This window comes from Streptomyces sp. NPDC057249, from assembly GCF_042669245.1.
GTDB lineage: Bacteria > Actinomycetota > Actinomycetes > Streptomycetales > Streptomycetaceae > Streptomyces.
In genome coordinates this window covers 185,627-212,049 of the sequence record NZ_JBHUXS010000011.1, presented here as the reverse complement: position 1 = coordinate 212,049, position 26,423 = coordinate 185,627, and the positions used below count along the sequence as shown (strand labels likewise).

Annotated in this window: 2 protein-coding genes; both read right to left on the bottom strand. The window is 74.3% G+C overall.

Annotated features, from left to right (window positions below; genetic code table 11):
• Position 1 precedes the first annotated feature (1 nt).
• The gene (locus ACFUJY_RS21900; protein WP_383302122.1) at positions 2-23,905 is read right to left on the bottom strand and encodes a non-ribosomal peptide synthase/polyketide synthase; all 23,904 of its coding nucleotides are present in this window, start codon (positions 23,903-23,905) and stop codon (positions 2-4) included.
• 93 nt (positions 23,906-23,998) lie between these two features.
• Positions 23,999-26,278, bottom strand: coding sequence for an ATP-binding cassette domain-containing protein (locus ACFUJY_RS21895; RefSeq protein ID WP_383302119.1), 2,280 nt, complete (start codon positions 26,276-26,278; stop codon positions 23,999-24,001).
• Between the last annotated feature and the right edge of the window lie 145 nt (positions 26,279-26,423).

Here is a 26,423-nt window from a genome sequence, read left to right as displayed (position 1 = left end):
GTCAGTCCTCCTGAGGGGAAAGGGTGATGTCACCGGTGTCTCCGGTGGCCTCGGCGATCCTGGCGGCCAGGACCGGTCCGATCTGGGCCAGCGAGCCGGCCCGGGTCATCTGGTCGTGCCGGGTGGTGATCTCGTGGGATTCGATCCGGCCGGTGACGTACGGGCGCCAGACGTCCGGTCCGGCGTCGTCCTGGCCGCGGTCGATCGTGGAGTTGAAGAGGAGCAGGTCGCCGTCGTGGCGGCCGGGGACGAAGTCGACCGCCAGCTTCGCGTTGTTGATCATGATGTCCACGATGACCTCGACCTGCCGCTCGTCGAGTCCGGCGAGGGCGCTGCCGCGCCGGTTCAGTACCTCGGCGACCTCCGCGTAGGTGATGTCGCGGTCGCCCAGCTCGGCCGGGTCCACGTCGAGCACGCCGACGAGCACGTCCCGCACGGTGGGCACGGGCTCGTCCTCGAACCGGACGTCCTTCACCGGGTAGGCGTCGAGGACGGCCAGCAGCGCGGTCCGTTCGCCGCGCGCCCGGAGTTCGCAGGCGAGGGCGTGGGCGATCAGTCCGCCCGCGGACCAGCCGAGCAGCAGGTACGGCCCCTGCGGCTGGATCTTCTGGACGTGGTCGGCGTAGTCGGCCGCCATCTCCTCGTACGACTCCGGCAGCGGTTCGGGGCGTCCGAGGCCGCGCGCCTGGATGGCGTAGACCGGGTGCTGCGGGCCCACGTGGTTGAGCAGACCGCTGTACGACCAGCTGATGCCGCCGCCGGGGTGCACGCAGAAGAGCGGTGTCTCGGTCCCGGTCGAACGCAGCGGAAGGAGTACGTCGAGCGCGTCGTCGGGGTTGTCCATGGCGAGGCGTCCGGTGAGCCCGGCGACGGTCGGCGCCTCGAACAGCATCCGCAGCCCCAGTTCCAGCCCCAGGGTCTCGCGGACGCGTGCGGCCAGCCGGGCGGCCAGCAGCGAGTGTCCGCCGAGGTCGAAGAAGCCGTCGTCGATGCCCACGTGTTCGCGTCCGAGGACTTCGGCGAAGAGCTGGCACAGCAGCTGCTCCTGCGGGGTCCGGGGCCCGCGTCCCACGCCCGACGCCCCGTAGTCCGGGGCCGGCAGTGCGGCCCGGTCCAGCTTGCCGTTGGCGGTCAGCGGCAGCGCGTCCACGGTGACGAAGGCCGCCGGGACCATGAAGTCGGGCAGTTCGCGGCGGAGCCGGCCGGACAGTTCGGCGGTCTCCGGCACGGCGTCGGGGGCGGGCACCAGGTAGGCGACGAGGCGCTTGTCCCCCGGCCGGTCCTCGCGGGCGACGACGGCCGCCTGGGTGACCCCGGGACAGCCCGCCAGGACGGCTTCGACCTCCCCGGGCTCGATGCGCTGGCCGCGCAGCTTGACCTGGTGGTCGACGCGCCCGGCGAACTCCAGCGTGCCGTCGGGACGCCACGAGGCGAGGTCGCCCGTGCGGTACATGCGGCTCCCGGCGGGCCCGTACGGGTCGGCGGTGAAGCGCTCCGCGGTCAGGCCGGGCCGGCCGAGGTAGCCGCGGGCCACGCCCGTACCCGCGAGGTAGAGCTCGCCGACCAGGCCGGCCGGCAGCGGGCGGAGCCGGTCGTCGAGCACGTAGGCGCGCATGTTCGCCATCGGCCCGCCGATCGGCACGGTCGCGGCGTTCTCGGGGAGGCCGCGCACCGGATGGCGGGTGGCCAGGGTGGTGGCCTCGGTGGGTCCGTAGCCGTTGACGACCTCGATGCCGGGGCAGGCTGCGAAGACCCGGGCGACGGCGGCCGGGGAGACCACGTCGCCGCCGGTCCACACCTCGCGCACGCCGGCGAGCAGCCCGGGGCGTTCCTCGGCGACGAGCCGGAACAGGCCGGCGGTCAGCCAGAGTCCGGTCACCCCGTGCGCGGCGACGGTGTGCTGGAGCAGGTCGAGGTCGAGCTGTCCGGGCGGTGCGACCACGATCCGGCCACCGCTGAGCAGCGGCACCCACAGTTCGTATGTCGAGAGGTCGAAGGCGGTCGGGGAGTGCATCAGCACCCGTTCGTGGCCGCCGCCCCGCCACTCCGGGGTCAGTGCGAGGCCCACCACGTCCCGGTGCGTGACGGCCACGCCCTTCGGCCGCCCGGTCGAGCCGGAGGTGTACATGATGTACGCCAGCTGTCCCGGTCGGCAGGGCACGTCCACGGCGTCCGGCTCGTGGCGCCCGGACCCCTCCAGCGCGGCCAGGACCTCCCGGGTGAGCACCAGGGTGGCGCCGCTCTCCCGGAGGATGAGGTCGATGCGGGAGGCCGGGAAGCGCGGGTCCAGCGGGACGTAGGCGCCGCCCGCCTTGATGACGGCCAGGATCGCCACGACCAGTTCGGCCGAGCGGTCGAGCATGACGGCGACCGGGGTCTCGGGCCGTACGCCCTGGCGGATCAGGGCCCGCGCCAGCGTGTCGGCCCGCCGGTCCAGCTCCGCGTAGGTCAGCTCGGTGCCGTCCGCCACGACGGCGACGGCGTCGGGGGTGGCCCGCACCTGCCGGGCGAACAGCGCCGGTACCGCGTCCGGGGGCAGCTGCGCGCCGGTGTCGTTGAACTCGTGGAGCAGCCGGTGGCGCTCGGCGGCGGACAGGAGGTCGATCCGGCTCACCGGCCGGTCCGGGTCGGCGACCGCCGCCCGCAGCAGACGGGCCCACCGCTCGAACAGCAGCTCCACGGTGGCGGCGTCGAACAGGTCGGTGGCGTACTCCACCGCACCGACCAGCCCGTCGGCGCCGCCGTCCGGGCGGAACCGCTCGGCCAGGCTGAAGGTGAGGTCGACCCGGGAGGTCCCGGTCGGTGCCTCCAGGTGGCCCGTTTCCAGACCGGGCAGTGCGAAGTCGCCCAGCGGCGCGTTCTGGAGGGCCAGCATCACCTGGAACAGCGGGTGATGGGCCAGGGACCGCACCGGGTTGGCCACCTCCACCAGGTATTCGAACGGCACGTCCTGGTGGTCGTACGCGGTGAGGGCCTTCTGCCGGACCCGGCCGAGGAGTTCGGCGAATCCGGGGTCCCCGCCGGTGTCGGTGCGCAGGACGAGGGTGTTGACGAAGAAGCCGACGAGCTCGTCCAGCGCCTGGTCGGTGCGGCCGGCGATCGGGCTGCCGATGGGGATGTCCGTGCCGGCGCCGAGCCGGGTGAGCAGCGCGGCGAGTCCGGCCTGAAGCACCATGAACATGCTGGCGCCGCGTTCGGCGGCCAGGTCGCGCAGCGCCTGGTGCAGCTCGGGGTCGAGCCGGACGACGACCCGGTCGCCGCGCTGGGAGGCCACGGGCGGCCGGGGCCGGTCGGTGGGGAGCTGGAGCTGCTGCGGGATGCCGGCGAGCTCGTCGCGCCAGTAGGCGAGCTGCCGGGCGAAGAGGCTGTCCGGATCGTCGGCGTCGCCGAGCAGGTCGCGCTGCCAGCGGGTGTAGTCGGCGTACTGCACGGGCAGCGGGGACCAGCCCGGTTCCTCGTCCCGGCAGCGGGCGGCGTACGCGGTCGCGAGGTCCGCGGAGAGCGGTCCCATGGACCAGCCGTCGGCGGCGATGTGGTGCACCACGACGAGCAGCACGTGCCGGTCGGGGGCGAGCGCGAACAGCTCGGCCCGGACCGGGGGCTCCGTCGCCAGATCGAAGCCGCGCCGGGCAGCTTCGGCCAGGCGCCCGGGCAGCGCGCTCTCGTCGAGCGCCACCACGGGCAGCGCGGGACGCGCGCGCACCGGGTCCAGGACGACCTGGTGCGGGGCCCCGTCGGTCTCGCGGAACACCGTGCGCAGGCTCTCGTGCCGTGCGACGACGTCCGCGAGCGCGGCGTGCAGCGCGGACCGGTCGAGGCCGCCGGTGAGGTTCAGCGCGAGCGGCATGTTGTACGTGGCGCCGGGCCCGTCCATCCGGTGCAGGAACCACAGCCGGCGCTGGGCGAAGGACAGCTCCACGCGTTCCGCGCGGGGCCGGGCGGTCAGCGCGGGGCGGGCGGCCCCGGCCCCGTCCAGGCGGGCCGCGAGACCGGCCACGGTGGGGGTCTCGAAGAGGGTGCGGACCTCCAGCTCGGCGCCGAGGGTCGCCCGGACCCGGGAGGCGAGACGGGTCGCGAGCAGCGAGTGGCCGCCGAGGTCGAAGAAGCTGTCGTCGACCCCGACCTGGGCGAGTCCAAGGACTTCGGCGTACAGCTCCGCGAGCAGCTGCTCCTGCGGGGTGCGGGGCGCCCGCCCGCCCACGGCGGGGCCGAGGTCGGGTGCGGGCAGCGCACGCCGGTCCAGCTTCCCGCTGGCCGTCAGCGGCAGGGCGTCCAGCGCCATGAACGCCGAGGGCACCAGGTGGTCCGGGAGCCGTTCGCGCAGCCAGTCGCGGAGTTCGCCGAGGAGGGCGCCGGTGCTCCGGCTGCCGGTCGGGCGGTTGGTCAGGGTGGACAGCGCCCGGTCGGCGTTCCCGGCCGGGCGGTATGCGACCGGGGAGCCGTCCGGGCGGGCGAACACCACGTCCAGGGCGTCGTCCGAGGCGGCCGACCAGGTGACGGACACCGCGCGGCCGTACGCCCGCCCGAGGGCGTGGAAGTCCTCGGGGTCGGGGAGGCCGTTCTCCTCCTCCGGGGCGTGCAGCCGTTCCAGCAGGTCCGCGAGGGCCCCGTCCTCCTCGTGCAGCGCACGGGCCAGGGCGGCTTCCCGTACGACGCGGCGGTTCGGGACTCCGGTGATCCGCAGGACGTCGGCGGACGGTTCGGCGAGCAGGTCGCGCAGGGCGTCCGGGCCCGCGATGTCCCGCTCCCAGGCCAGCTCGGCGGTCCGGGGCGCGGGCTCCGGAGCGGCCGGTGCCTTGTGCAGGGTGACGTCGTAGCGGTAGCGGCTGAGTTCGTTGTGGTGGCGGCCCCGTTTGACCTCCACGTCCACCGCACCGATGTCCGTGCCCTGCGACCGCAGGACGGTGAAGAAGTCCGGGTCGACGAGGAGTTCCTTCTCCACCCGGACCGTCTGCTCCACCGCACGGCGTACGGCGGCGGGGTCGGCGTCGTCCCCCGTCCGGTGCAGCTGGACGGCGGTGGCGAAGGGACGCAGCAGCCGGAGGTTGCGTACGTCTCCGACGAACAGCGTGCCGCCGGGGGCGAGCAGCCCCATCAGCTTGCGGATGACGTCGGCGAGGTAGTCGGCGGAGGGGAAGTACTGCACCACCGAGTTGATCACGATGGTGTCGAACACCCCGGCCGGCATGCCGTCGGTGTCGTGCGCCGGACGGGTCCGGAGCACCACGCGCCCGGTGAGCCCTTCCTCCCGGGCCACCTGGGCGGTCAGTGCGTCGATGGCGGTGGCGGAGAAGTCGGTCGCCCAGTAGCTCTCGCAGTGGGGTGCGATCCGGGAGAGCAACAGGCCGGTGCCGACGCCGACTTCGAGCACCCGGCGGGGGCCGAGGCCGAGGATGCGGGCCACGGTGGCGTCGCGCCATTCCCGCATCTGCTCCTCGGGGATGGGCTGTGCGTCGTAACTGCTGTTCCAGCCGACGAAGTTGTCGCCGAAGGGCGCTGTGTCCGGGGCGATGGGCAGGGCGTCGTAGATGTCCTGCCACTCCCCCACCTGGTCCGCTTCGATGCCGCTGTCCCGGGCCGTGTCCTGGTGGGGGACGACATAGCCGACGAGCCGGTCGTCCTGGGCGAGGACCGCACTCTGGGCGACGGCGGGGTGTGCGGCGAGCGCGGCCTCGATCTCGCCGGGCTCGACGCGGAAGCCGCGCACCTTCACCTGGTCGTCGGCGCGGCCGGCGTACTCCAGCTGTCCGTCGCTCAGCCTCCGGACCAGGTCGCCGGTGCGGTACATGCGCTCACCGAGTGCGAACGGGCAGGCGACGAACCTGCCGGCCGTGAGCGCGGGCCGGTTCAGGTACCCCCGGGCGAGGCCGGCGCCCGCCACGTACAGCTCCCCGGTGACGCCGGGCGGGACCGGACGCAGCCGGTCGTCCAGCACGTACACCCGGGCGTTGGCGATGGGCCGGCCGATGGGCGGCACAGCGGTCCCGGGGACGAGCGGGTCGCTCATGGTCGCGCAGACCGTGGTCTCGGTCGGACCGTACGCGTTGATCATCCTGCGTCCGGACGCCCACCGTGTCACCAGCTCCTGCGAGCACGCCTCACCCGCCACCACCAGCGTCGACGCGGACACCGCCCCGTCCGGCACGGCGGCCAGGACGGACGGCGGCACCGTGACGTGCGTGATGCCGAGGTCCGGGTCGGTGAGTGCGGCGAGGGGCCCGGCCGCCGGGGGCAGTACGAGGGCCGCGCCGCTGAGCAGGGCGGTGCAGAGCTCGGACACCGAGGCGTCGAAGCTGGGCGAGGCGAACTGCAGGACACGGCTGTCGGGCCGGACCGCGAAGCGCTCGATCTGCCCGGCCACCAAGCTCGCCACACCACCGTGTCCGACGACGACACCCTTGGGGCGGCCGGTGGAGCCGGAGGTGTAGATGACGTACGCCGGGTGCCGGACATCGAGCGCGACGTCCGGGTCGGTCTCCGGCCAGTCGCCCTCCGCCACCGTCGCAGGGTCGTCGACGACCAACGCCGGTCGGGCGTCGTCCAGCATGTAGGCGATCCGCTCGGCCGGATACGCCGGGTCCACCGGCAGATAGGCCGCACCGGCCTTCAGCACGCCCAGCACCGCCACGACCGACTCCACCGACCTCGGCAGAGCCACCGCCACCACCTGCTCGGGACCCACCCCGCGGGCGATCAACGCGTGGGCGAAGCGATTGGCCCGGGCATCGAGTTGACGGTACGTCAGCACGTCGCCGGCGCAGACGAGTGCGGGCGCGTCCGGGGTCGCCGCCACCTGAGCCGCGAAGGCCCGGGGCAGTGAGACCGCGCCGACGTCACGGGCGGTCGCGTTGTCCCGTTCCAGCAGCCGGTGCCGCTCCTCGGCGTCGAGGAGGTCGATCCCGCCGATCGGCTGTTCCGGGTCGGCGGTGACGGCCTTCAGCAGGAGCGTCCAGCGCCGGACCAGCGCTTCGACCGTCGTGCGGTCGAACAGGTCGGTGGCGTACTCGACGGCGCCGACGATCCCGGCCGGGGCCCCGTCCGGACCGAACCGTTCGACCATGCTCACGCCGAGGTCGAACTTCGCGGTGCCGGTCGCGACCGCGTAGGTCGTGACGTCCAGGCCGGGCAGCGAGAACCGGCCGGTCGGGGCGTTCTGCACGGCCAGGATGGTCTGGAAGAGGGGGTGGTGGGAGAGCGACCTGGACGGGTTCAGCGCCTCCACCAGATGCTCGAACGGCACGTCCTGATGCGCGTACGCCGACAACGCCGTCTCCCGCACCCGGCCCAGCAGCTCACCGAAACCCGGATCGCCACTCGTGTCCGTCCGCAACACCAGCGTGTTCACGAAGAACCCGACCAGATCGTCCAGCGCCTCATCCGTACGCCCCGCGACCGGACTCCCGATCGCGATGTCCGTCCCCGCACCCAACCGCGTGTACAACGCCGCCAGACCCGCCTGCAACACCATGAACAGGCTGGTCCCGGTCTTCCTCGCCAACTCCACGAGCGCACGGTGCAGTTCGGCTTCGAGTTCCAGACCGATGTGGTCGCCCCGCCGGCCGGCGACGGCCGGACGGGGGCGGTCGGTGGGCAGCGGAAGCAGCTCCGGCAGGTCGGCCAGCTGCCGCTTCCAGTAGCCGAGCTGTTCGGCGAACCGGCTCGACGGGTCGGCCGGGTCACCCAGCAGGTCGCGCTGCCAGAGCGTGTAGTCGGCGTACTGGACGGGCAGCGCCGGCCTGTCCGCCGGCCGGCCTTCGCAGCGTGCCGCGTACGCCTCGGCGAGGTCGCGGGCCAGCGGCCCGGTGGACCAGCCGTCGGCGGCGATGTGGTGCATGACGAGAAGCAGCACGTGCTCGTCGGGCGCGACGGCGAACAGCTCGGCCCGCAACGGCGGTTCGGCGGCCAGGTCGAAGGGCTGCCGGGCGGACTCGGCGAGCCGGTACGGAAGTGCGTCCGCCGGCACCTCCTCCGGGCGGGCCCGGAGCCGGACGGTGTCCGGTTCCAGCAGCCGCTGGCAGGGGACGCCGTCGACCTCGTCGAACACCGTCCGCAGGCTCTCGTGCCGGGCCACCACGTCGGCCAGCGCCCGGTCGAGCGCGTCGTGGTCGAGCGTTCCGGTCAGCTGGAGCGCCAGCGGAATGTGGTACGTAGCGGCGGTGGCGTCCATGCGGTGCAGGAACCACAGGCGGCGCTGGGCGAAGGAGAGCGGCACCGCGTCGGGCCGCTCGTACGCGGTGAGCGCCGGGCGCACCCCGTCGGCCGCCGCGAGCATCCCGGCCAGGCCGGCCACGGTGGGCGCCTGGAAGAGGGCGCGCAGCCCGATCTCCGCCCCGAGTACCGAGCGCACCCGGGCGACCAGGCGCGTGGCGAGCAGGGAGTGCCCGCCCAGGTCGAAGAAGTCGTCGTCCACCGAGACCCGGGGGACGTCGAGGACCTCGGCGAACAGCTCGGCGAGGATCTGCTCCTGCGGGGTGCGCGGCGCCCGGCCGCCCCCGGTGGGCCCGGCGTCCGGCGCGGGCAGCGCCGCCCGGTCCAGCTTCCCGTTCGGCGTCAGCGGCAACGCGTCCAGCAGCACGAACGCGGACGGCACGAGGTAGTCCGGCAACCGCTCGCGCAGGTGGGCGACCAGCTCTGCGGGGCGTACGCCCGAGGCGGGTGCCGGCACCACGTAGCCGACGAGCCGGTCCTCCCGGGCCACGACGGCGGCCCGGGCGACGCCGGGGTGCGCGGCGAGCGCGGCCTCGACCTCGCCCGGCTCGATCCGGAAGCCGCGCACCTTCACCTGCTGGTCGGCGCGGCCGGCGTACTCCAGCTCGCCGTCGGCACGACGCCGGACCAGGTCGCCGGTGCGGTACATCCGCGCGCCCGCCGGACCGAACGGGCAGGCCGTGAACCGGCCCGCGGTCAGGCCCGGGCGGCCCAGGTAGCCGCGTGCCAGGCCGGGCCCGGCGACGTACAGCTCGCCGGTCACGCCCGGCGGTACGGGGCGCAGCCGCTCGTCCAGCACGTAGGTCCGGAAGTCCGCGACCGGACGGCCGATGGGCGGTACACCGGCCCCCGGGACGAGGGGGTCGCTCATGGTCGCGCAGACCGTGGTCTCGGTCGGACCGTACGCGTTGATCATCCTGCGTCCGGACGCCCACCGCTCGACCAGTTCGGGTGAGCACGCCTCACCCGCCACCACCAGGGTGGAGGCGGTGAGCCGGGCGTCGCCCAGCGCGGCGAGCGCCGAGGGCGGCAGCGTCACGTGGGTGACGGCGAGCCCCGGGTCCGTCAGGGCGTCCAGCGGGGCGTCGGCGGGGGCCAGGACGAGCGCCGCGCCGGTCAGCAACGCGCTGCTCAGGTCCCAGAACGACGCGTCGAAGCTGGGCGAGGCGAACTGGAGCACCCGGCTCCCCGCCGCCACGCCGAGCCGGTCGGCCTGCACCGCGGCCAGCCGCGACACGCCGGCGTGGCTCACGACGACCCCCTTGGGGCGGCCGGTGGAGCCGGAGGTGTAGATGACGTACGCCGGGTGGCGCACATCGAGCGCGACCCGCGGGTCGGTCTCCGGCCAGTCGCCCTCCGCCACCATCGCGGGGTCGTCCACCACGAGGGCCGGACGGGCGTCATCGAGCATGTACGCGATGCGCGCCTCGGGGTACGCCGGGTCCACCGGCAGATAGGCCGCACCGGCCTTCAGCACACCGAGCACGGCGATCACCGACTCCGCCGACCTCGGCAGAGCCACCGCCACCACCTGCTCGGGTCCCACCCCACGCGCGATCAAGGCATGCGCGAACCGGTTGGCATGGCGGTCGAGTTGTCCGTACGTCAGCTCTTCGCCGTCACAGGCGAGCGCGACCGCGTCCGGGGTCGCCGCCACCCGGGCGGCGAACAGCTCCGGCAGGTTCGTCCCGGGCTCCTCGGCCGCCACGGCGGGCAGCAGCTCGCGGCGTTCCTCGGCGGACAGCAGGTCGAGCGCGCCGATCGGGCGCTCCGGCGCGGCGACCGCCTCGGCCAGCAGCCTGGTCCACCTGGCGGCCAGCGCCTCGACCGTCGCGCGGTCGAACAGGTCCGTGCTGTACTCCACGGCACCGCTGAGGCCGGCCGGCTCGCCGTCGGGGCCGTGCTCCTCCGCGAACCCGAAGGTCAGGTCGAGCCGTGCGGTCCCGGTCAGGACCGGCATCGCGGAGACCTGGAGGCCGGGGAGGTCGAAGGCGCCGCCCGGCGCGTTCTGCACGACGAGACCGGTCTGGAAGAGGGGGTGGTGGGAGAGCGACCTGGACGGGTTCAGCGCCTCCACCAGATGCTCGAACGGCACGTCCTGATGCGCGTACGCCGACAACGCCGTCTCCCGCACCCGGCCCAGCAGCTCACCGAAACCGGGATCGCCACTCGTGTCCGTCCGCAACACCAGCGTGTTCACGAAGAACCCGACCAGATCGTCCAGCGCCTCATCCGTACGCCCCGCGACCGGACTCCCGATCGCGATGTCCGTCCCCGCACCCAACCGCGTGTACAACGCCGCCAGACCCGCCTGCAACACCATGAACAGGGTCGCCCCGGACCGGCGCGCCAGCTCCGTCAGGCGGCCGTGCAGTTCGGCGCCGATGCGGAGTTCGATCACATCACCGCCGTACGACATGACGGCCGGGCGGGGCCGGTCGGCCGGGAGCCCGAGCTGGTCGGGCATGCCCGTCAGCGTGCGGCGCCAGTGGGCGACCTGGCGGGAGAAGAGGCTGTCGGCGTCGTTCTCGTCGCCGAGGATCTCGTGCTGCCACAGGGTGTAGTCGGCGTACGTCACCGGCAGCGGCGGCCACTCCGGCGCCCCGCCGCCCTGCCGGGTGGTGTAGGCGGTGGCCAGGTCGCGGGCGAGCGGGCCCATCGACCAGCCGTCGCCGACGATGTGGTGCATGACCAGGAGCAGCACGTGCTCGTCCGGCGCGACCGCGAACAGTTCGGCGCGCAGCGGGACTTCCGCGGTCAGGTCGAAGCCGCGCACGGCCGCGTCCCGGAGCAGCGCGGGCAGCTCGGGCTCGCCGGCCGGCCGCACGGTCAGCGGTGCGCCGACCTCGGCGGTGTCCAGCACGCGCTGGTGCGGGATGCCTCCCGTGTGCGGGAACACCGTGCGCAGGGTCTCGTGCCGGGTCATCACGTCCACCAGGGCCGCGCCGAGCGCGTCCCGGTCGAGCTGTCCGGAGAGCCGCAGGGCCAGCGGCATGTGGTAGGTGGCGCTCGGCGCGCCGAACTGCTGGAGGAACCAGAGGCGGCGCTGGGCGAAGGACAGCGGCAGCATCTCGCGCCGGGGCCGGGGCACGAGCGCACGACGTGCCGTGCCGGCGTCCCGCAGCCCGGCCGCCAGCCCGGCCGGTGTCGGGGTGCGGAACAGGGCGCGCAGCTCCAGCTCGATCCCGAGGGTCGCCCGGACCCGCGAGACGAGCCGGGTGGCGAGCAGGGAGTGCCCGCCGAGCGCGAAGAAGTCGTCGTCGGCCCCGACCCGGGCGAGGCCCAGGACATCCGCGAACAGCTCGCACAGGATCTGTTCCTGCGGGGTGCGCGGCGCCCGGCCGCCCCCGGTGGACGCGGCGTCGGGCGCGGGCAGCGCCGCCCGGTCCAGCTTGCCGTTCGGCGTCAGCGGCAACGCGTCCAGCAGAACGAACGCGGACGGCACCAGATAGTCCGGCAACCGCTCACCCAGGTAGGCGGCCAGCGCGGCCGGGGTCGTCGCGGCCGGGTCGGCCGGGACGACGTAGGCGACGATCCGGTCCTCCCGGGCGAGGACGGCGACCTGGGAGACGCCCGGGTGCGCGGTCAGGCCGGCCTCGATCTCGCCGGGCTCGACGCGGAAGCCGCGCACCTTGACCTGGTGGTCGGCCCGGCCGGCGAATTCCAGCTCGCCGTGGGCTCCCCAGCGGACCAGGTCGCCGGTGCGGTACATGCGCGTGCCGGCCGGCCCGTACGGGTCGGCGACGAAACGTCCGGCGCTCAGCCCGGGCCGGCCGAGGTAGCCGCGGGCGAGGCCGGTGCCGGCGAGGTACAGCTCGCCGAGGACGCCGGGGGCGACCGGGCACAGGGCCTCGTCCAGCACGTACACCCGGCAGTTGTCGACGGGGCGGCCGATCGGCACGGGCCGGGGGCAGTCGGCGGGGTCGGCCGGGAGCGCGTAGGCGGTGATGACGTGGGTCTCGGCGGGCCCGTAGTGGTTGTGCAGCACCCGGCCGGGCCGGGCGGCGAAGCGGTGTACGGCGCCGGCAAGGCGCATCGCCTCCCCGGCCTGGGCGACGAGCCGCAGGTGCGGCAGGTCGAGACCGGTCTCTTCGGCGGCCTCGGCCAGCGCCTCGACCACGAGGTTCGGGGCGAACAGTTCCTCGACGCGGTGGCGGTCCAGCCAGTGGGCCAGCAGTTCGGCGCTGCGGCGCTGCTCCTCGGTGGGCACCATCAGGGTCTTGCCGTACAGCAGCGCGGACAGCATCTCCTGCACGGAGACGTCGAAGCTGATCGCGGTGAACTGCGCGGTGCGCGTACCGGGTGCGCCGCCGACGGCGCGGTGGTGCCAGGTCAGCAGGTTGAGGAGGGCGGCGGCGGGCATGACGACGGCCTTGGGCCGTCCGGTGGAGCCGGAGGTGTAGATGACGTAGGCCGGGTGGCGCGGGTCCACGCGCACGCCCGGGTCGTGCTCCGGGAACGTGCCGGCCGGGGCCACGGCGGCGAGGTCGTCGAGCACCACGGCGGGGCGTGCGTCCTCCACCATGTACGCGATGCGGGCGGCCGGGTAGTCCGGGTCCACCGGCAGGTACGCCGCGCCGGTCTTGAGCACCGCGAGGACCGCGACCACCAGCTCGGCGGAGCGCGGCAGCCGGAGGGCGACGACCTGCTCGGGGCCCACTCCGCGCGCGATCAGCGCGTGGGCCAGGCGGTTGGCGCGGCGGTTCAGCTCGCCGTACGACAGCACGGTGTCCTCGAAGACCACGGCCGGGGCGTCCGGGGTGGCCCGGACCCGCTCCTCGAAGATTCGGGGGAGGGTGGTGTCGGCGGCGGGGCGGGCGGTGTCGTTGCGGGCGACCAGCAGCTCATGGCGTTCACCGGCGGTGAGGACGTCGATCCGGCTGAGCGGAAGCGCCGGCTCGGCGACGACCGCCGCGAGGAGCCGCAGCCAGCGGGCGACCAGTGCCTCCACGGTGGCGGGGTCGAACAGGTCGGTGCTGTACTCGACGCGCCCGACGATGCCCTCGGCGGCACCGGGGCCGCCGCGCTCCAGCAGGTGGAAGCCGAGGTCGAACATCGTCGTCGGCGTTCCCACCAGGACGGGTTCGGTGGCCAGCCCGCTCAGCGCGAAGTCGGTGCGGGGCACGTTCTGGAGCGCCAGCAGCACCTGGAACAGCGGCTGGCGGGTGAGCGACCTGGACGGGTTCAGCGCCTCCACGACCTGCTCGAACGGCAGGTCCTGATGGGCGTAGGCGCCGAGCGCGCTCTCCCGGACCCGGACCAGCAGTTCGGCGAAGGATGGGTCGCCCGAGGTGTCGGTGCGGAGGACCAGTGTGTTGACGAAGAAGCCGATGAGGTCGTCGAGCGCCTGGTCGGTGCGGCCGGCGATGAGGCTGCCGACCGGGATGTCGTCGCCCGCCCCCAGTTTGTCCAGCAGGGAGGCCAGGGCGGCCTGGAGCACCATGTACACGCTGGCGCCGTGCTCGCGGCCCAGCCGGACCAGTCCGGCGTGGAGTTCCGCGTCCAGCTCGATCGCGAGCCGGCCGCCGGAGCTGGAAGGAGCGGCGGGGCGGGGGCGGTCGGCGGGGAGCCGGATCTGCTCCGGCAGGCCCGCGAGCGTCCGCGTCCAGTAGTCGGTCTGCCGGGCGAGCAGGCTGTCCTCGTCGGCGGCGTCGCCGAGCAGTTCGTGCTGCCAGAGGGTGTAGTCGGCGTACTGCACGGGAAGCGGCGCCCAACCGGGGGCCTCGCCACGGACGCGTGCCGCGTACGCGGTGGCCAGGTCGGCGGCCAGCGGGCCGAGCGACCAGCCGTCACCGGCGATGTGGTGCATCACCAGGAGCAGCACGTGCTCGTCCGGCGCGACCGCGAACACCTCGGCGCGCAGCGGCGGTTCGGCGGCGAGGTCGAAGCCTCGCGCGGCGGCGGCCGCCAGCAGCGCGGTCGGGTCCTGCCCGTCGGCCGGGGTGATCGCCAGGGCCGGGCGCGCGTCGCCGGCCGCCAGCACCCGCTGGTACGGCACCCCGTCCCGGGCCGGGAAGACCGTACGCAGGGTTTCGTGCCGGTCCGCGAGGTCGCCCAGCGCCGCTTCGAGGGCGGCGGTGTCCAGCGGACCGGTGAGCCGCCAGGCGAGGGGCATGTTGTAGACGGATTCGGTGCCCTCCAGCTGGCGCAGGAACCAGAGGCGGCGCTGCGCGGAGGAGAGCGGCACCCGCTCGGGGCGATCCGCCCGTTCCAGCGCGGGCCTGGCCCGGCCGGCGGCGCCCAGCCCGGCGGCCAGTCCGGCCACGGTCGGCGTACGGAACAGAGTGGGCAGGGCCAGCTCCACGTTCAGCGTGGCGCGGACGCGGGCGACGAGCCGGGTGGCGAGCAGGGAGTGTCCGCCGAGGTCGAAGAAGTCGTCGTCGGCGCCGACCCGTGGCACGCCCAGCACCTCGGCGAACAGCCCGGCCAGTACGTGTTCCTCGGGCGTGCGCGGCGCCCGGCCGGCCGTCGTGGCCGCGTCGGGCTCGGGCAGGGCGCGCCGGTCCAGCTTGCCGTTCGGGGTCAGGGGCAGCACGTCGAGCGGGACGAAGGCGGCCGGCACCATGTACTCCGGCAGCCGCTCGCGCAGGTGCGCCCGCAGCTCCTCGGTCTGCGGCGCGGCACCGGCGACGGGTTGCACGTACGCAACGAGCCGGGAGCCCCGGGCCCCGTCCCGCCGGACGACCACGGCGGTGCGGGCGAGGTCCGGGTGTTCGGCGAGGACGGCCTCGATCTCGCCGAGTTCGATGCGGAAACCGCGTACCTTGACCTGGTCGTCCGTGCGGCCCAGGAACTCCAGGTCACCGTCGGCGTTCCAGCGCACCAGGTCACCCGTGCGGTACATCCGTGCACCGTCCGCGCCGAACGGGTCGGCCACGAACCGCCCGGCCGTGAGACCCGGCCGGCCGAAGTAACCGCGCGCCAGCCCCGTACCCGCGATGTACAGCTCACCCGCCACACCACCCGGCACCGGCCGCAACGCACCGTCCAGCACATACAGCCGGGTACCGCCCATCGGCCGGCCGATCACCGGGCGCGGGCTCGACGCCAGGGGTGCGACGACCGAGTCGACCGTGCACTCGGAGGGGCCGTAGTAGTTGAGCGCGCGCACCCCGTCGGCGGCCCTCAGCCGCTCCCACAGCCGCTCGGGCACGGGCTCGCCGCCCAGCGCGACCAGCGCGGGGCGCCAGCGGGGGTGGTCGAGCAGACCGTGGTCGACCAGGACGTGCAGGTAGGACGGGGTGCCGCCGATGGTGTCCAGACCGGCCCGCGCGGCGTACGCGAGGTAGGCCGCCGGGTCGGTCCAGGTCGCCTCGTCCAGGACGTGCAGTTCATGTCCGGCGAACACGGCGAACAGCTGGTCGCAGGAGGCGTCGAACGACACCGAGGTGGTCAGCCCGACCCGCAGCCGCTCCCCCGTCGGCGAGACCAGGGGGCCCTGGTTGGCGTACAGGTTGACCACGCCGGTGTGCGTCACGGCGACGCCCTTGGGGCGGCCGGTGGACCCGGAGGTGTAGATGACGTAGACCGGCTGGGCGGGATCGACCGGCACCGTGGGGTCGGCGGCGGGGCAGCTCCCGACCATTTCGGAGGTCTCCGGGTCGTCGAGCACCAGCCGCTCGCCGGTCTCCTCCGGCAGCCGGTCCTGGACACGGCTGTCGGTCAGCGTCAGGACCGGCCGGGCGTCATCCAGCAGGTACGCGATCCGGGCGGCCGGATACTCCGGATCGACCGGCACATAGGCCGCCCCCGACTTCAGCACCGCGAGGATCGCCACCACCAGCTCCGCCGACCTCGGCAACGCCACCGCGACCAGCCGCTCCGGACCCGCCCCACGCGCCATCAGCGCATGGGCCAAACGGTTCGCCCGCGCATCCAACTCCGCGTACGACAGCGTCACATCACCGCACACGAGCGCCGTCAGGTCCGGAACCGTCCGCACCCGCTCCCTGAACAGCTCCGGCAGCGTCTCGGCACGGGCCGGCGCCTCCGGCCCGGACCCCAGGGCCGCGAGCGCGTCGTGCTCCTCGGCGGTGAGCAGGTCGAGCCGGCTGAGCCGCTGCCGGGGGTCGGCGACCGCGATGCGGAGCAGCCGCTCCCAGCGGGCGAGCATCGTCTCGACGGTGCCCGGGTCGTAGAGGTCGTCGGCGTACTCGACGGACCCGTCGAGGCCGTCCGGGGAGCCGTCCTCCGCGTACCGCTCGGCCATCGTGAAGATCAGATCCAGCTTGGCCGTGGCCGACGCCGACGGTACGTCCTCGACGCGCAGCCCGGGCGGTGCGAAGTCGGCCCGGGGCGCGTTCTGGAGCACCAGCATGACCTGGAACAGCGGGTGGTGCGCGAGCGACCGGGACGGGTTCAGCACCTCGACCAGGTACTCGAACGGCACGTCCTGGTGGGCGTATCCGGCCAGCGAGGTGTCCCGGACCCGGTCCAGCAGCTCGGCGAACGTCGGGTCGCCCGAGGTGTCGGTGCGGAAGACCAGGGTGTTGACGAAGTAACCGACCAGCTCGTCCTGCGCCTGGTCGGTCCGGCCGGCGACCGGGCTGCCGACCGGGATGTCGTCACCGGCCCCCAGCTTGCTCAGCAGCGCGGCCAGCCCCGCCTGGAGCACCATGAAGAGGCTCGTCCCGTGGGCGCGGGCGAGCTCGCGGAGCCCTCGGTGCAGCTCGGCGTCCAGGCCGGCGCGCACGGAGCCGCCCCGGTGCGAGGCGACCGCGGGGCGGGGCCGGTCGGCGGGCAGCTCGATGAGCTCGGGGAGCCCGGCGAGCTGCCGGGTCCAGTAGTCGGCCTGTCCGGCGAGCAGGCTGCCCCGGTCGGCGGAGTCGCCGAGCAGTTCGTGCTGCCACAGGGTGTAGTCGGCGTACTGGACGGGAAGCGGCGCCCACTGCGGGGCCCCGCCGCCGAGGCGCGCGGTGTAGGCGTCGGTCAGTCCCTGCGCGAGGGGGCTCAGCGACCAGCCGTCGCCCGCGATGTGGTGGAGCACCAGGTGGAGCACGTGGTCGTCCGGTGCCAGGGCGAACAGCCCGGCGCGCAGCGGCAGGTCGGAGGCCAGGTCGAACCGCCGGTCCCGGGCCGCCGCCATCAGGTCCGTCAGGCCGTCCTCGGAGGCCGGGCGCACGGTCAGGCCCGGGCGGGCGTCGTCCACGTCCAGCACGCGCTGGTGCGGCACGCCGTCCACCGCCGGGAACACGGTGCGCAGGCTCTCGTGCCGGGCGACGACGTCCGCGACCGCGGCCTCCAGGGCCTGCCGGTCCAGGTCGCCGGTGAGCCGCCAGGCGAGGGAGATGTGGTAGTTCGCACCCGCGCCTTCCAGCTGGTGCAGGAACCACAGCCGGCGCTGCGCGAACGACAGCGGGATCAGCTCGGGGCGCTCGCGGCGCGCCAGCGCGGTCTGCGCCGGTCCTGCGGCGCCCAGGGCGGCGGCCAGGGCCGCCGGGGTCGGCGCCTCGAAGAGCGTGCGCAGCGGCATCTCCACGCCGAGCGTCGCGCGGATGCGGGCGGCGAGGCGGGTGGCGAGCAGGGAGTGCCCGCCGAGGTCGAAGAAGCCGTCGTCCACACCGGCCGACGGCGCGCCCAGGACCTCGGCGAACAGCTCGCAGAGGAGCTGTTCCCGGGCGGTGCGCGGGGCGCGGGACGCGGTCGCCTGGGTGGGGCCGGGGGCGGGCAGGGCGCGGTGGTCGAGCTTGCCGTTGACGGTCAGCGGCAGGGCGTCCAGTGTGACGAACGCCGAGGGCACCATGTGCTCGGGCAGCCGCTCGCGCAGGTACGCCCGCAGGGCGGAGGGGTCCGGAGCGGCGTCGGAGGCCGGTACGAGGTACGCGGCGAGCCGGGTGTCGTCGGCCCGGTCCCGGCGGGCGAGGACGGCGACCTGCGCGATGTCCGGGTGTGCGGCCAGGGCCGCCTCGATCTCGCCCAGCTCGATGCGGAAGCCGCGCACCTTCACCTGCTGGTCGGCCCGGCCGACGTAGCTCAGGGTGCCGTCCGCGCTGCGGCGCACCACGTCGCCGCTGCGGTACATCCGTGCGCCCGCGGGTCCGTACGGGTCGGCCACGAAACGCCCCGCGGTCAGCCCGGGCCGGTTCAGGTAGCCGCGTGCCAGACCGGCCCCCGCGACGTACAGCTCGCCGGGGACCCCCGGGGCGACCGGACGCAGGCCGGCGTCGAGGACGTACGCCCGGAGGTCGGGGAGGGCGGCGCCGATGTCGCCGGGGACGGTGGCGGTCCGGCCGAGTTCCGCGTACGTGACGTGCACCGTGGTCTCGGTGATGCCGTACATGTTGACCAGGCGCGGCGCGTCCTCCGGGTGGCGTTCGTACCAGTCGGCCAGCCGGGCGTGCTCCAGTGCCTCGCCGCCGAAGACGACCGTGCGCAGGGCGAGCCGCCGGCCGGTCTCCGGGGCCTCGGCGTCGGCCTGTGCGAGCTGGTGGAAGGCGGACGGCGTCTGGTTGAGCACCGTCACCCGTTCGCGGGCGAGCAGGTCCAGGAACCGGCCGGGCGAACGGCTGGTCTCGTGGTCCACGACCACCAGGCGCCCGCCGTGCAGCAGGGGTCCCCACAGCTCCCAGACGGAGAAGTCGAAGGCGTAGGAGTGGAAGAGCGTCCACACGTCGTCGGCGCCGAAGCCGAACAGCTCGCGGGTGGTGTCGAAGAGGCGCACCACGTTGCGGTGCGGGACCACGACGCCCTTGGGCTTCCCGGTGGAACCGGAGGTGTGGATGACATAGGCGGCGTGGGCCGGGTCGACGGCGACGTCCGGGTCCGTGTCCGGCAGCCCGTCCAGGTCCGCGGTGTCCAGCAGCAGCCGGTCCTCGCCGTCCGCGTCCACCCGGCTCGTCGTCAGGAGCAGGGAGGGCCGGGTGTCCTGGAGGAGGTAGGTGATCCGGGCGGGCGGGTAGGCCGGATCCACCGGCACATAGGCGGCCCCCGCCTTGAGCACCGCCAGCACCGCCACGACCAGGTCCGCCGAGCGCGGGAGCTTCAGCGCCACCAGCTGCTCGGCTCCGACGCCCCGTTCGATCAGGGCGTGCGCCAGCCGGTTGGCGCGGGCGTTCAGAGCGCGGTACGTGAGGGTGGTCGCGCCGTCGGTGAGGGCGACGGCGTCGGGGTCGGCCCGCACCTGACGCTCGAAGAGGGCGGGCAGGCTGTGCCGCGGCGGTTCCGCACTCCGGCCGGCCGGCAGCAGTGCCCGGAGTTCGTCGGCGGACACCACGTCCACCTGGCCGATGCGCCGGCCGGGGTCGGCGGCGACGGCGCGCAGCAGCCGCAGCCAGCGTTCGACGATGCCGGTGACGGTGGCCGCGTCGAACAGGTCCGTGCTGTACTCCACCACGCCCGACAGGCCGCCTCCGCCGGGCTCTTCGGCGAGGACGAAGGTCAGGTCGCACTTGGCCGTGCCGGTGGGGACCAGGTCGGACGCCACCCGCAGGCCGGGCAGGTCGAAGACGCCGGACGGCGCGTTCTGGAGGGTGAGCATGGTCTGGAACAGGGGGTGGTGCGCCAGGGTCCGCGCCGGGTTCAGCGCCTCGACCAGGTGCTCGAACGGCACGTCCTGGTGCGCGTACGCGGCCAGCGCCTCGGAACGGACCCGGCCGAGGAGTTCGGTGAAGGTCGGGTCGCCGGACAGGTCGGTGCGCAGCACCAGTGTGTTGACGAAGAAGCCCACCAGGTCGTCCAGGGCCTCGTCGGTGCGTCCGGCGACCGGAGTGCCGATCGGGACGTCGGTCCCGGCGCCCAGCTTGCCGAGCAGCGCGGCCAGACCGGCCTGGAGCACCATGAAGAGGCTGGCCCCGCCGTCGCGGGCGAGGGCGCGCAGGTCCTCGTGCAGCTCCGGGCCGACGCGCACCGGCAGCTGGGCGCCCCGGTAGGACATCGCCTCGGGCCTGGGCCGGTCGAAGGGCAGTTCGACCTGGTCGGGCAGGCCCGCCAGGCGCTCGCGCCAGTAGGCGAGCTGGCCGCCCCGGAGGCTGTCCGGGTCGCCGTCGTCGCCCAGCAGTTCGCGCTGCCACAGGGTGTAGTCGACGTACTGGACGGGCAGCGGCGACCACTGCGGCTTCGCGCCCTCGCGCCGGGCCGCGTAGGCGGTCGTCAGGTCCTGCGAGAGCGGGCCCGTCGACCAGCCGTCGCCGGCGATGTGGTGCACGACGAGCAGGAGGACGTGCTCCTCGGCTCCGAGCCGGAACAGCTCGGCGCGCAGCGGCGGTTCGGCGGAGAGCTCGAAGCCCCGCGCCGCCGCCTCGGCCAGCCGGGCGGGCAGTTCACGCTCGCCGGTCCCGGTCACCCGGAGCCGGGGCCGGGCCGCTTCGGGGTCCAGCACCCGCTGGCACGGCACTCCGGCCACCGAGGGGAAGACGGTGCGCAGGGTCTCGTGGCGTTCGACCACGTCCGCCAGGGCGGCTTCGAGGGCGCGCTCGTCCAGGCTTCCGGTCAGCCGCAGGGCGAGGGGGACGTTGTACGTGGCGCTCGGGCCCTCCATGCGGTGCAGGAACCACAGCCGGCGCTGCGCGAACGACAGCGGGACCGGCTCGGGGCGCTCGCGCCGCCCCAGCGCCGGGCGCGCCTGGGCGGCCACGTCCACCCTGGCCGCGAGCCGGGCCACCGTCGGCGCGTCGAAGAGGTCGCTGAGCCGCAGCTCCACGCCCAGCACGGAACGGGCCCGGGCGATGAGCCTGGTGCCGAGCAGGGAGTGCCCGCCGAGGTCGAAGAAGCCGTCGTCCAGCCCGACCTCGGTGACGCCCAGCACCTCAGCGAACAGCCCGGCGAGCTGGTGCTCGACCGCGCTGCGCGGGGCGCGTCCCGGCGCGGTGGGCCGGCGCTCGGGGGCGGGGAGGGCGCGCCGGTCCAGCTTGCCGTTCGGGGTGAGCGGCAGGGCGTCCAGGACCACGATCGCCGACGGCACCATGTACGCGGGCAGCCGGTCGCGGAGCCAGGTCCGCAGGGCTTCCGTCCGTACGTCCTGGCCGGCGGCGGGCACCACGTAGGCGACGAGAAGGGGTTCCTCGTCGGTGCGCATGGTGACGGCGGTGCGGGCGAGGTCCGGGTGTTCGGCGAGGACGGCCTCGATCTCGCCGAGTTCGACGCGGAAACCGCGTACCTTGACCTGGTCGTCCGTACGGCCCAGGAACTCCAGGTCACCGTCGGCGTTCCAGCGCACCAGGTCACCCGTGCGGTACATCCGCGTACCGTCCGCGCCGAACGGGTCGGCCACGAACCGCCCGGCCGTGAGACCCGGTCGGCCGAAGTAACCGCGCGCCAGCCCCCTCCCCGCAATGTACAGCTCACCTGCCACACCACCCGGCACCGGCCGCAACGCACCGTCCAGCACATAGAGCCGGGCGTTGGTGACGGGGCGGCCGATCACCGGACGCGGGCTCGACGTCACGGCCGCGGTCACCGAGTTGACCGTGCACTCGGAGGGCCCGTACAGGTTGAGGCAGTGCGTGCCGTCGGCCGCCCGCAACCGCTCCCACAGGTGCTGCGGGACGGCCTCGCCGCCGGCCGCCACCAGCGCGGGGCCACCTCGCGCGTCGCTCAGCAGCCCGTGTGACAGGAGGTCTTGGAGGTACGAGGGGGTGGCCTCGACATAGTCCAGCGCACGGTCCGCCGCGTACGCGACGAACGCCTCCGGGTCCGTCCAGGTCGCCTGGTCCAGGACGTGCAGTTCATGGCCCGCGAAGGGGGCCATCAACTGGTTCCAGGAGGCGTCGAAGGACACCGAGGTGGTGAGCGCCACCCGGAGCCGTTGCCGGTCCTGCGACAGCGGCGCGAACAACGCCGTCCGGTGGTCGGTGAGCAGGTCGGCGAGGCCGCCGTGGGTCGCGACGACGCCCTTGGGGCGGCCGGTGGAGCCGGAGGTGTGGATGACGTAGGCGGGGTGACGTGCGTCGACCGCCACCATCGGGTCGGTGGCGGGGCGGGTGTCGAGTTCCGCCGCCGTCTCCGGGTCGTCGAGCACCAGCCGGTCGCCCGGCCCCTCGGGCAGACGGCCGCGGGTGCGGGCGTCGGTCACCGTCAGCACCGGCCGGGTGTCGTCCAGGAGGTACGCGATCCGGGCGGCCGGGTACTCAGGGTCGACCGGCACATACGCGGCACCCGACTTCAGCACCGCGAGGATCGCCACCACCAGCTCCGCCGACCTCGGCAACGCCACCGCGACCAGCCGCTCAGGACCCGCCCCACGCGCCATCAGCGCATGGGCCAAACGGTTCGCCCGCGCATCCAACTCCGCGTACGACAAGGACACATCGCCGCACACGAGCGCCGTCAGGTCCGGAACCGTCCGCACCTGCTCCCGGAACAGCTCCGGCAGACTCGCGTCCGGCGACGTCTCCGTCGGCCCGGTACCCAGCGCCGCCACCTCGCGGTGCTCCTCGGCCGTGAGGAGGTCGACCCCGCCCACGGTCTCGTCCGGATCGAGGTCCGCGACCGCGTCGAGCAGGGCGAGCAGCCGTCCCTGGTGTGCGGCGAGGTCGTCGTCACCGTACGCGTCCGGCGCACCGTGCAGCCGGAGCAGCGGGGGGTTGCCGTCCCGGTAGTCGAACAGCCAGACGGCAAGGTCGGTGGTCGAGCCGGAGACGAAGTGGTGCACGGACGCGGGGTGTCCGGCGAAGTCGGGCCTGGCGTTGAAGGCCATGATGTTGACGATCAGCGGGAACGCGGTGCCGATGCCACCGGGCGCGCCGAGGTCGCGGAGCAGGTCCTCGCCGCGGTACCGCTCGTGCGCGACGGCCGCCTCGACCTCGCGCGCCACCTGGGCCACGAGCTCGCCCCACGGCATGTCCGGGCGCACGGTCAGCCGCAGCGGCACCACGTTGGACATCGTGCCGGGCACGGCCATCAGGTCGCGTCCGGGGCCCCGGCGGGCGGTGACGGGCAGGGCGAGGACCACGTCCCGGGCGCCGCTCAGCCGGTGGGCGTAGAGCGCGGTCGCCGCGATCACCACGCGGGACCACCGGACACCGGCCCGGGCCGCCGCCGCCCGCAGCGCCTCCGGGTCCCGCAGCTCCCGCTCGCCGGCCACGCGCAGGACCCGGTGCGGATCGGTCGCGGAGGTGTCGGTGAGCCGTGTCGGGGCGGGCAGGTCGGTGAAGCGTTCGTGCCAGTAGGCGCGGTCCGCCGTGAAGGAGTCGGAGGCGCGGTAGTCGGCGTCGCTGTCGACCAGGTCCCGCAGTGCGCCGAACGGGGACGGCGGGACGGCGGCGTCCCCGGCCAGCGCCGAGTACACCTCGCCGACCCGCTGCCGGATCATCGAGCTGCTGATCGCGTCGAGGACCACGTGGTGGTAGTTCAGGTACCAGAAGTACTCCGTCGGTGAGAGCCGGATCAGCGCGTGGCCGAACAGCGGATCACGGGACAGGTCCAGCGGGCGGGCGAGGTCGCGCTCCATCCATTCCCTGGCCGCCGCCCCCGGGTCCGGCTCCGCGCCGAGGTCGAGGTGGACGGGTGCCCAGTCCCAGGTCTCGCGGAGGATCTGGCGCGGCCCGTCCCCGTCGTCGGTGAAGGTCACGTGCAGGGCGTCGACCTCGCTCACCACCCGGCGCAGCGCGGCGTCGAACAGCTCCGGGTCGACCGGCCCATGGATCTCCAGGCACTCACCGACGCGGTAGCCCGGGATCGGCGTCGGCGAGCTCTGCTCGGCGAGCCAGATCTCCCGTTGGGCCGCGGTCAGGGGAAGGACGTCGCCGTCGCGACGGGACATGGGGGTACCTCCAGAGGTAAGGAGAGGGCATGCGTGCAGGGCGCGCCGGCCGCGGTGGTGTCACGCGGCCGGGCGCGGGGCTGATTCCTGCGGTCAGGCGGCGAGTTCGCCGGCCTGGAGCTGCCAAAGGGATGCGTAGAGCCCGTGCTGGGCGAGGAGTTCGTCGTGGGTGCCCTGCTCGGCGACGATGCCGCCCTTGTCCAGGACGTAGATGCGGTCGGCGTGGCGGACCGTGGAGAGGCGGTGGGCGATGACGATCATGGTCCGGTCGGCCGCGAAGCTGTGCAGCGTGCGCTGGATGGCGGCCTCCGTCTCGTTGTCGACGGCGGAGGTCGCCTCGTCGAGGATGACGACGGGCGAGTCCTTGAGGATCGCGCGGGCCAGCGCGATCCGCTGCCGCTGGCCCCCGGAGAGCGCGGCGCCGCGTTCGCCGATGACGGTGTCGTAGCCGTTCGGCAGGGTGGTGACGAAGGTGTGGGCCTCGGCCATGGCGGCGGCCCGGACGACGGCCTCGTCGGAGGCGCCGAAGCTGCCGTAGCGGATGTTGTCGGCGATGCTGCCGTCGAAGAGGAACGGGTCCTGGGCGACGAATCCGACGGCCTGGCGCAGGTCGTGCCGCCGCAGGTCCTGGACGTCCCGGCCGTCGAGCAGGACCCGGCCGGACTCGGCGTCCTGGAAGCGCATGAGCAGTTTGGCGATCGTCGTCTTGCCGGAGCCGGTGGCGCCGACCAGGGCGGTGACCCGACCGGCCGGGACGGTCAGCGAGAGGTTGTCCAGGGCCGCCGGGCGGCCGGGGTAGGCGAAGGTGACCTCGTCCAGGACGATCTCGCCGCGCACGGTGGGGAGTTCGAGCGGCTCCTCGCCGCGGTCGGCCTCGACGGGCAGCTCACGCAGCCGCTGGACCCGTTCGTAGGAGGCGAGGGTGCGCTGGTACTGGTCGGCGATGCCGCCGAGCCGGCTCATCCGCATGAGCAGCATCTGAGGGAGGCCGATCAGCGGGCTGAACACCTCGAAGCGGAGGGTGCCGTCGAGGACCGCGCGGCCGCCGATGAGCAGGGTGCCGGCCATCGACGCGGTGGTGCAGGCCCGGACGGTCTCGCCGTGGCGGAGGGTGCCCCGGTCGGTGCGGTGGCTGCTCTCCTGGACGGCGTCGCTCAGCTCGTCGACGCGTTCGGCCTCGTACGCCTCGGTGCAGAAGCTCTTGACGGTGGCGCCGGCTTCGAGCGAGTTGATCACCTGGCTGCCGAGCCGGGCTCGGTGTTCGCCGGTGGCGGCGTAGTCCGTCGCGGCCCTCTCCTGGTGGCGCAGCGACAGCCAGGCGATGACCGGGATCGGGAGGAAGGCGATCCAGGCGATCTGGGGTGCCAGCAGGAGGAACGCGGGCACGAGCAGCGCCAGGCTGGTGCCGAGTTGCAGGACGTCGTTGGCCGGGCCCGCGAAGAAGGCGCCGAGCTGGCCGACGTCGTTGGTGAGGGTGCCGGCCACCCTGCTGGTCCGCTCGCCCTCCAGCTGGCTCAGTTCGAGGTGCTGGACGTGCCGGTAGGTGCGTCCCCGCCAGTCGTGTTCGATGTCCTGGCCGAGCCGGCGCCATTGGAGGTTCGAGGCGTACGAGAGTCCCGCGACGGCGGCGCAGGCGGCGGCCACCAGTCCGGCCAGCCCCCAGAGCTGGGCGGATGCCGTGGTCAGGCCGAGGCGGGCCAGCGGCGCCGCCTCGCCCTTGATGAGGACCAGTCCGGTCCATCCGAGGAAGGTGCCGAGCGCCATTTCCGCGGCCTGGCAGGCGACGGACAGGGCGGCGGCCCGGTAGAGGCGGGGGCGGTGGGGTCCGACGATCTCCAGCAGGGGGTGCCGCTCGGCGTCGGGTCCGGCCGCCTCGGCCGTGCCGCGCCACGCTTTCCGCAGGACGACCGCGGTCGCCGCGGCCACTCCGCCGACGGCCACGAGCTGCCGGGTCAGCGCCGATCCCTTGACCAGCGCGGTGCCGGCCGCGACCCCGCCGCCGACGGCGAGCACCGGCCGTACCACGAGACCGCGATCCGCCCGGGGGGCCGGCACGGGCCGGTCCGTCGCCGCCCGTCCCGCTCCGGCCGCCTCCCGGGCGAGCCGGGCGACGGTGCGGCCGATGATCCGGCCGACGTCCGCGGCGCGCAGCCGTGCGTCGTGCCGGACGAGCACCCCGCCGGTGACCGGGCTGGCCTGGGCCTCGGTGATCCCGGGGATGCGGCGCAGCGCGGCGGCGAGGATCTCGGCCGTCCGGGGGCGTCCGACGACGAGCCCGACGTCCCAGCGCTGGCGGCCCGGTGTGACCGAGCGAGGGGTCGCGGCCGGTGCCACGGAGCGGAATCCGGACGCGGCTCCCAGGAGCGATGGCATGTGTACGTTCACCTGATTTGCGGAGGTCGCGGAAGGCCGTCACGGAGTCGACGGGTCGGGGCGACGAAACGGGAAGGGAGATGCGGAACGGGCCGGCGGCGGCGCCGGAGGGGGTACGGGGCCGGGGCGGCCCGAGAACGGCCGC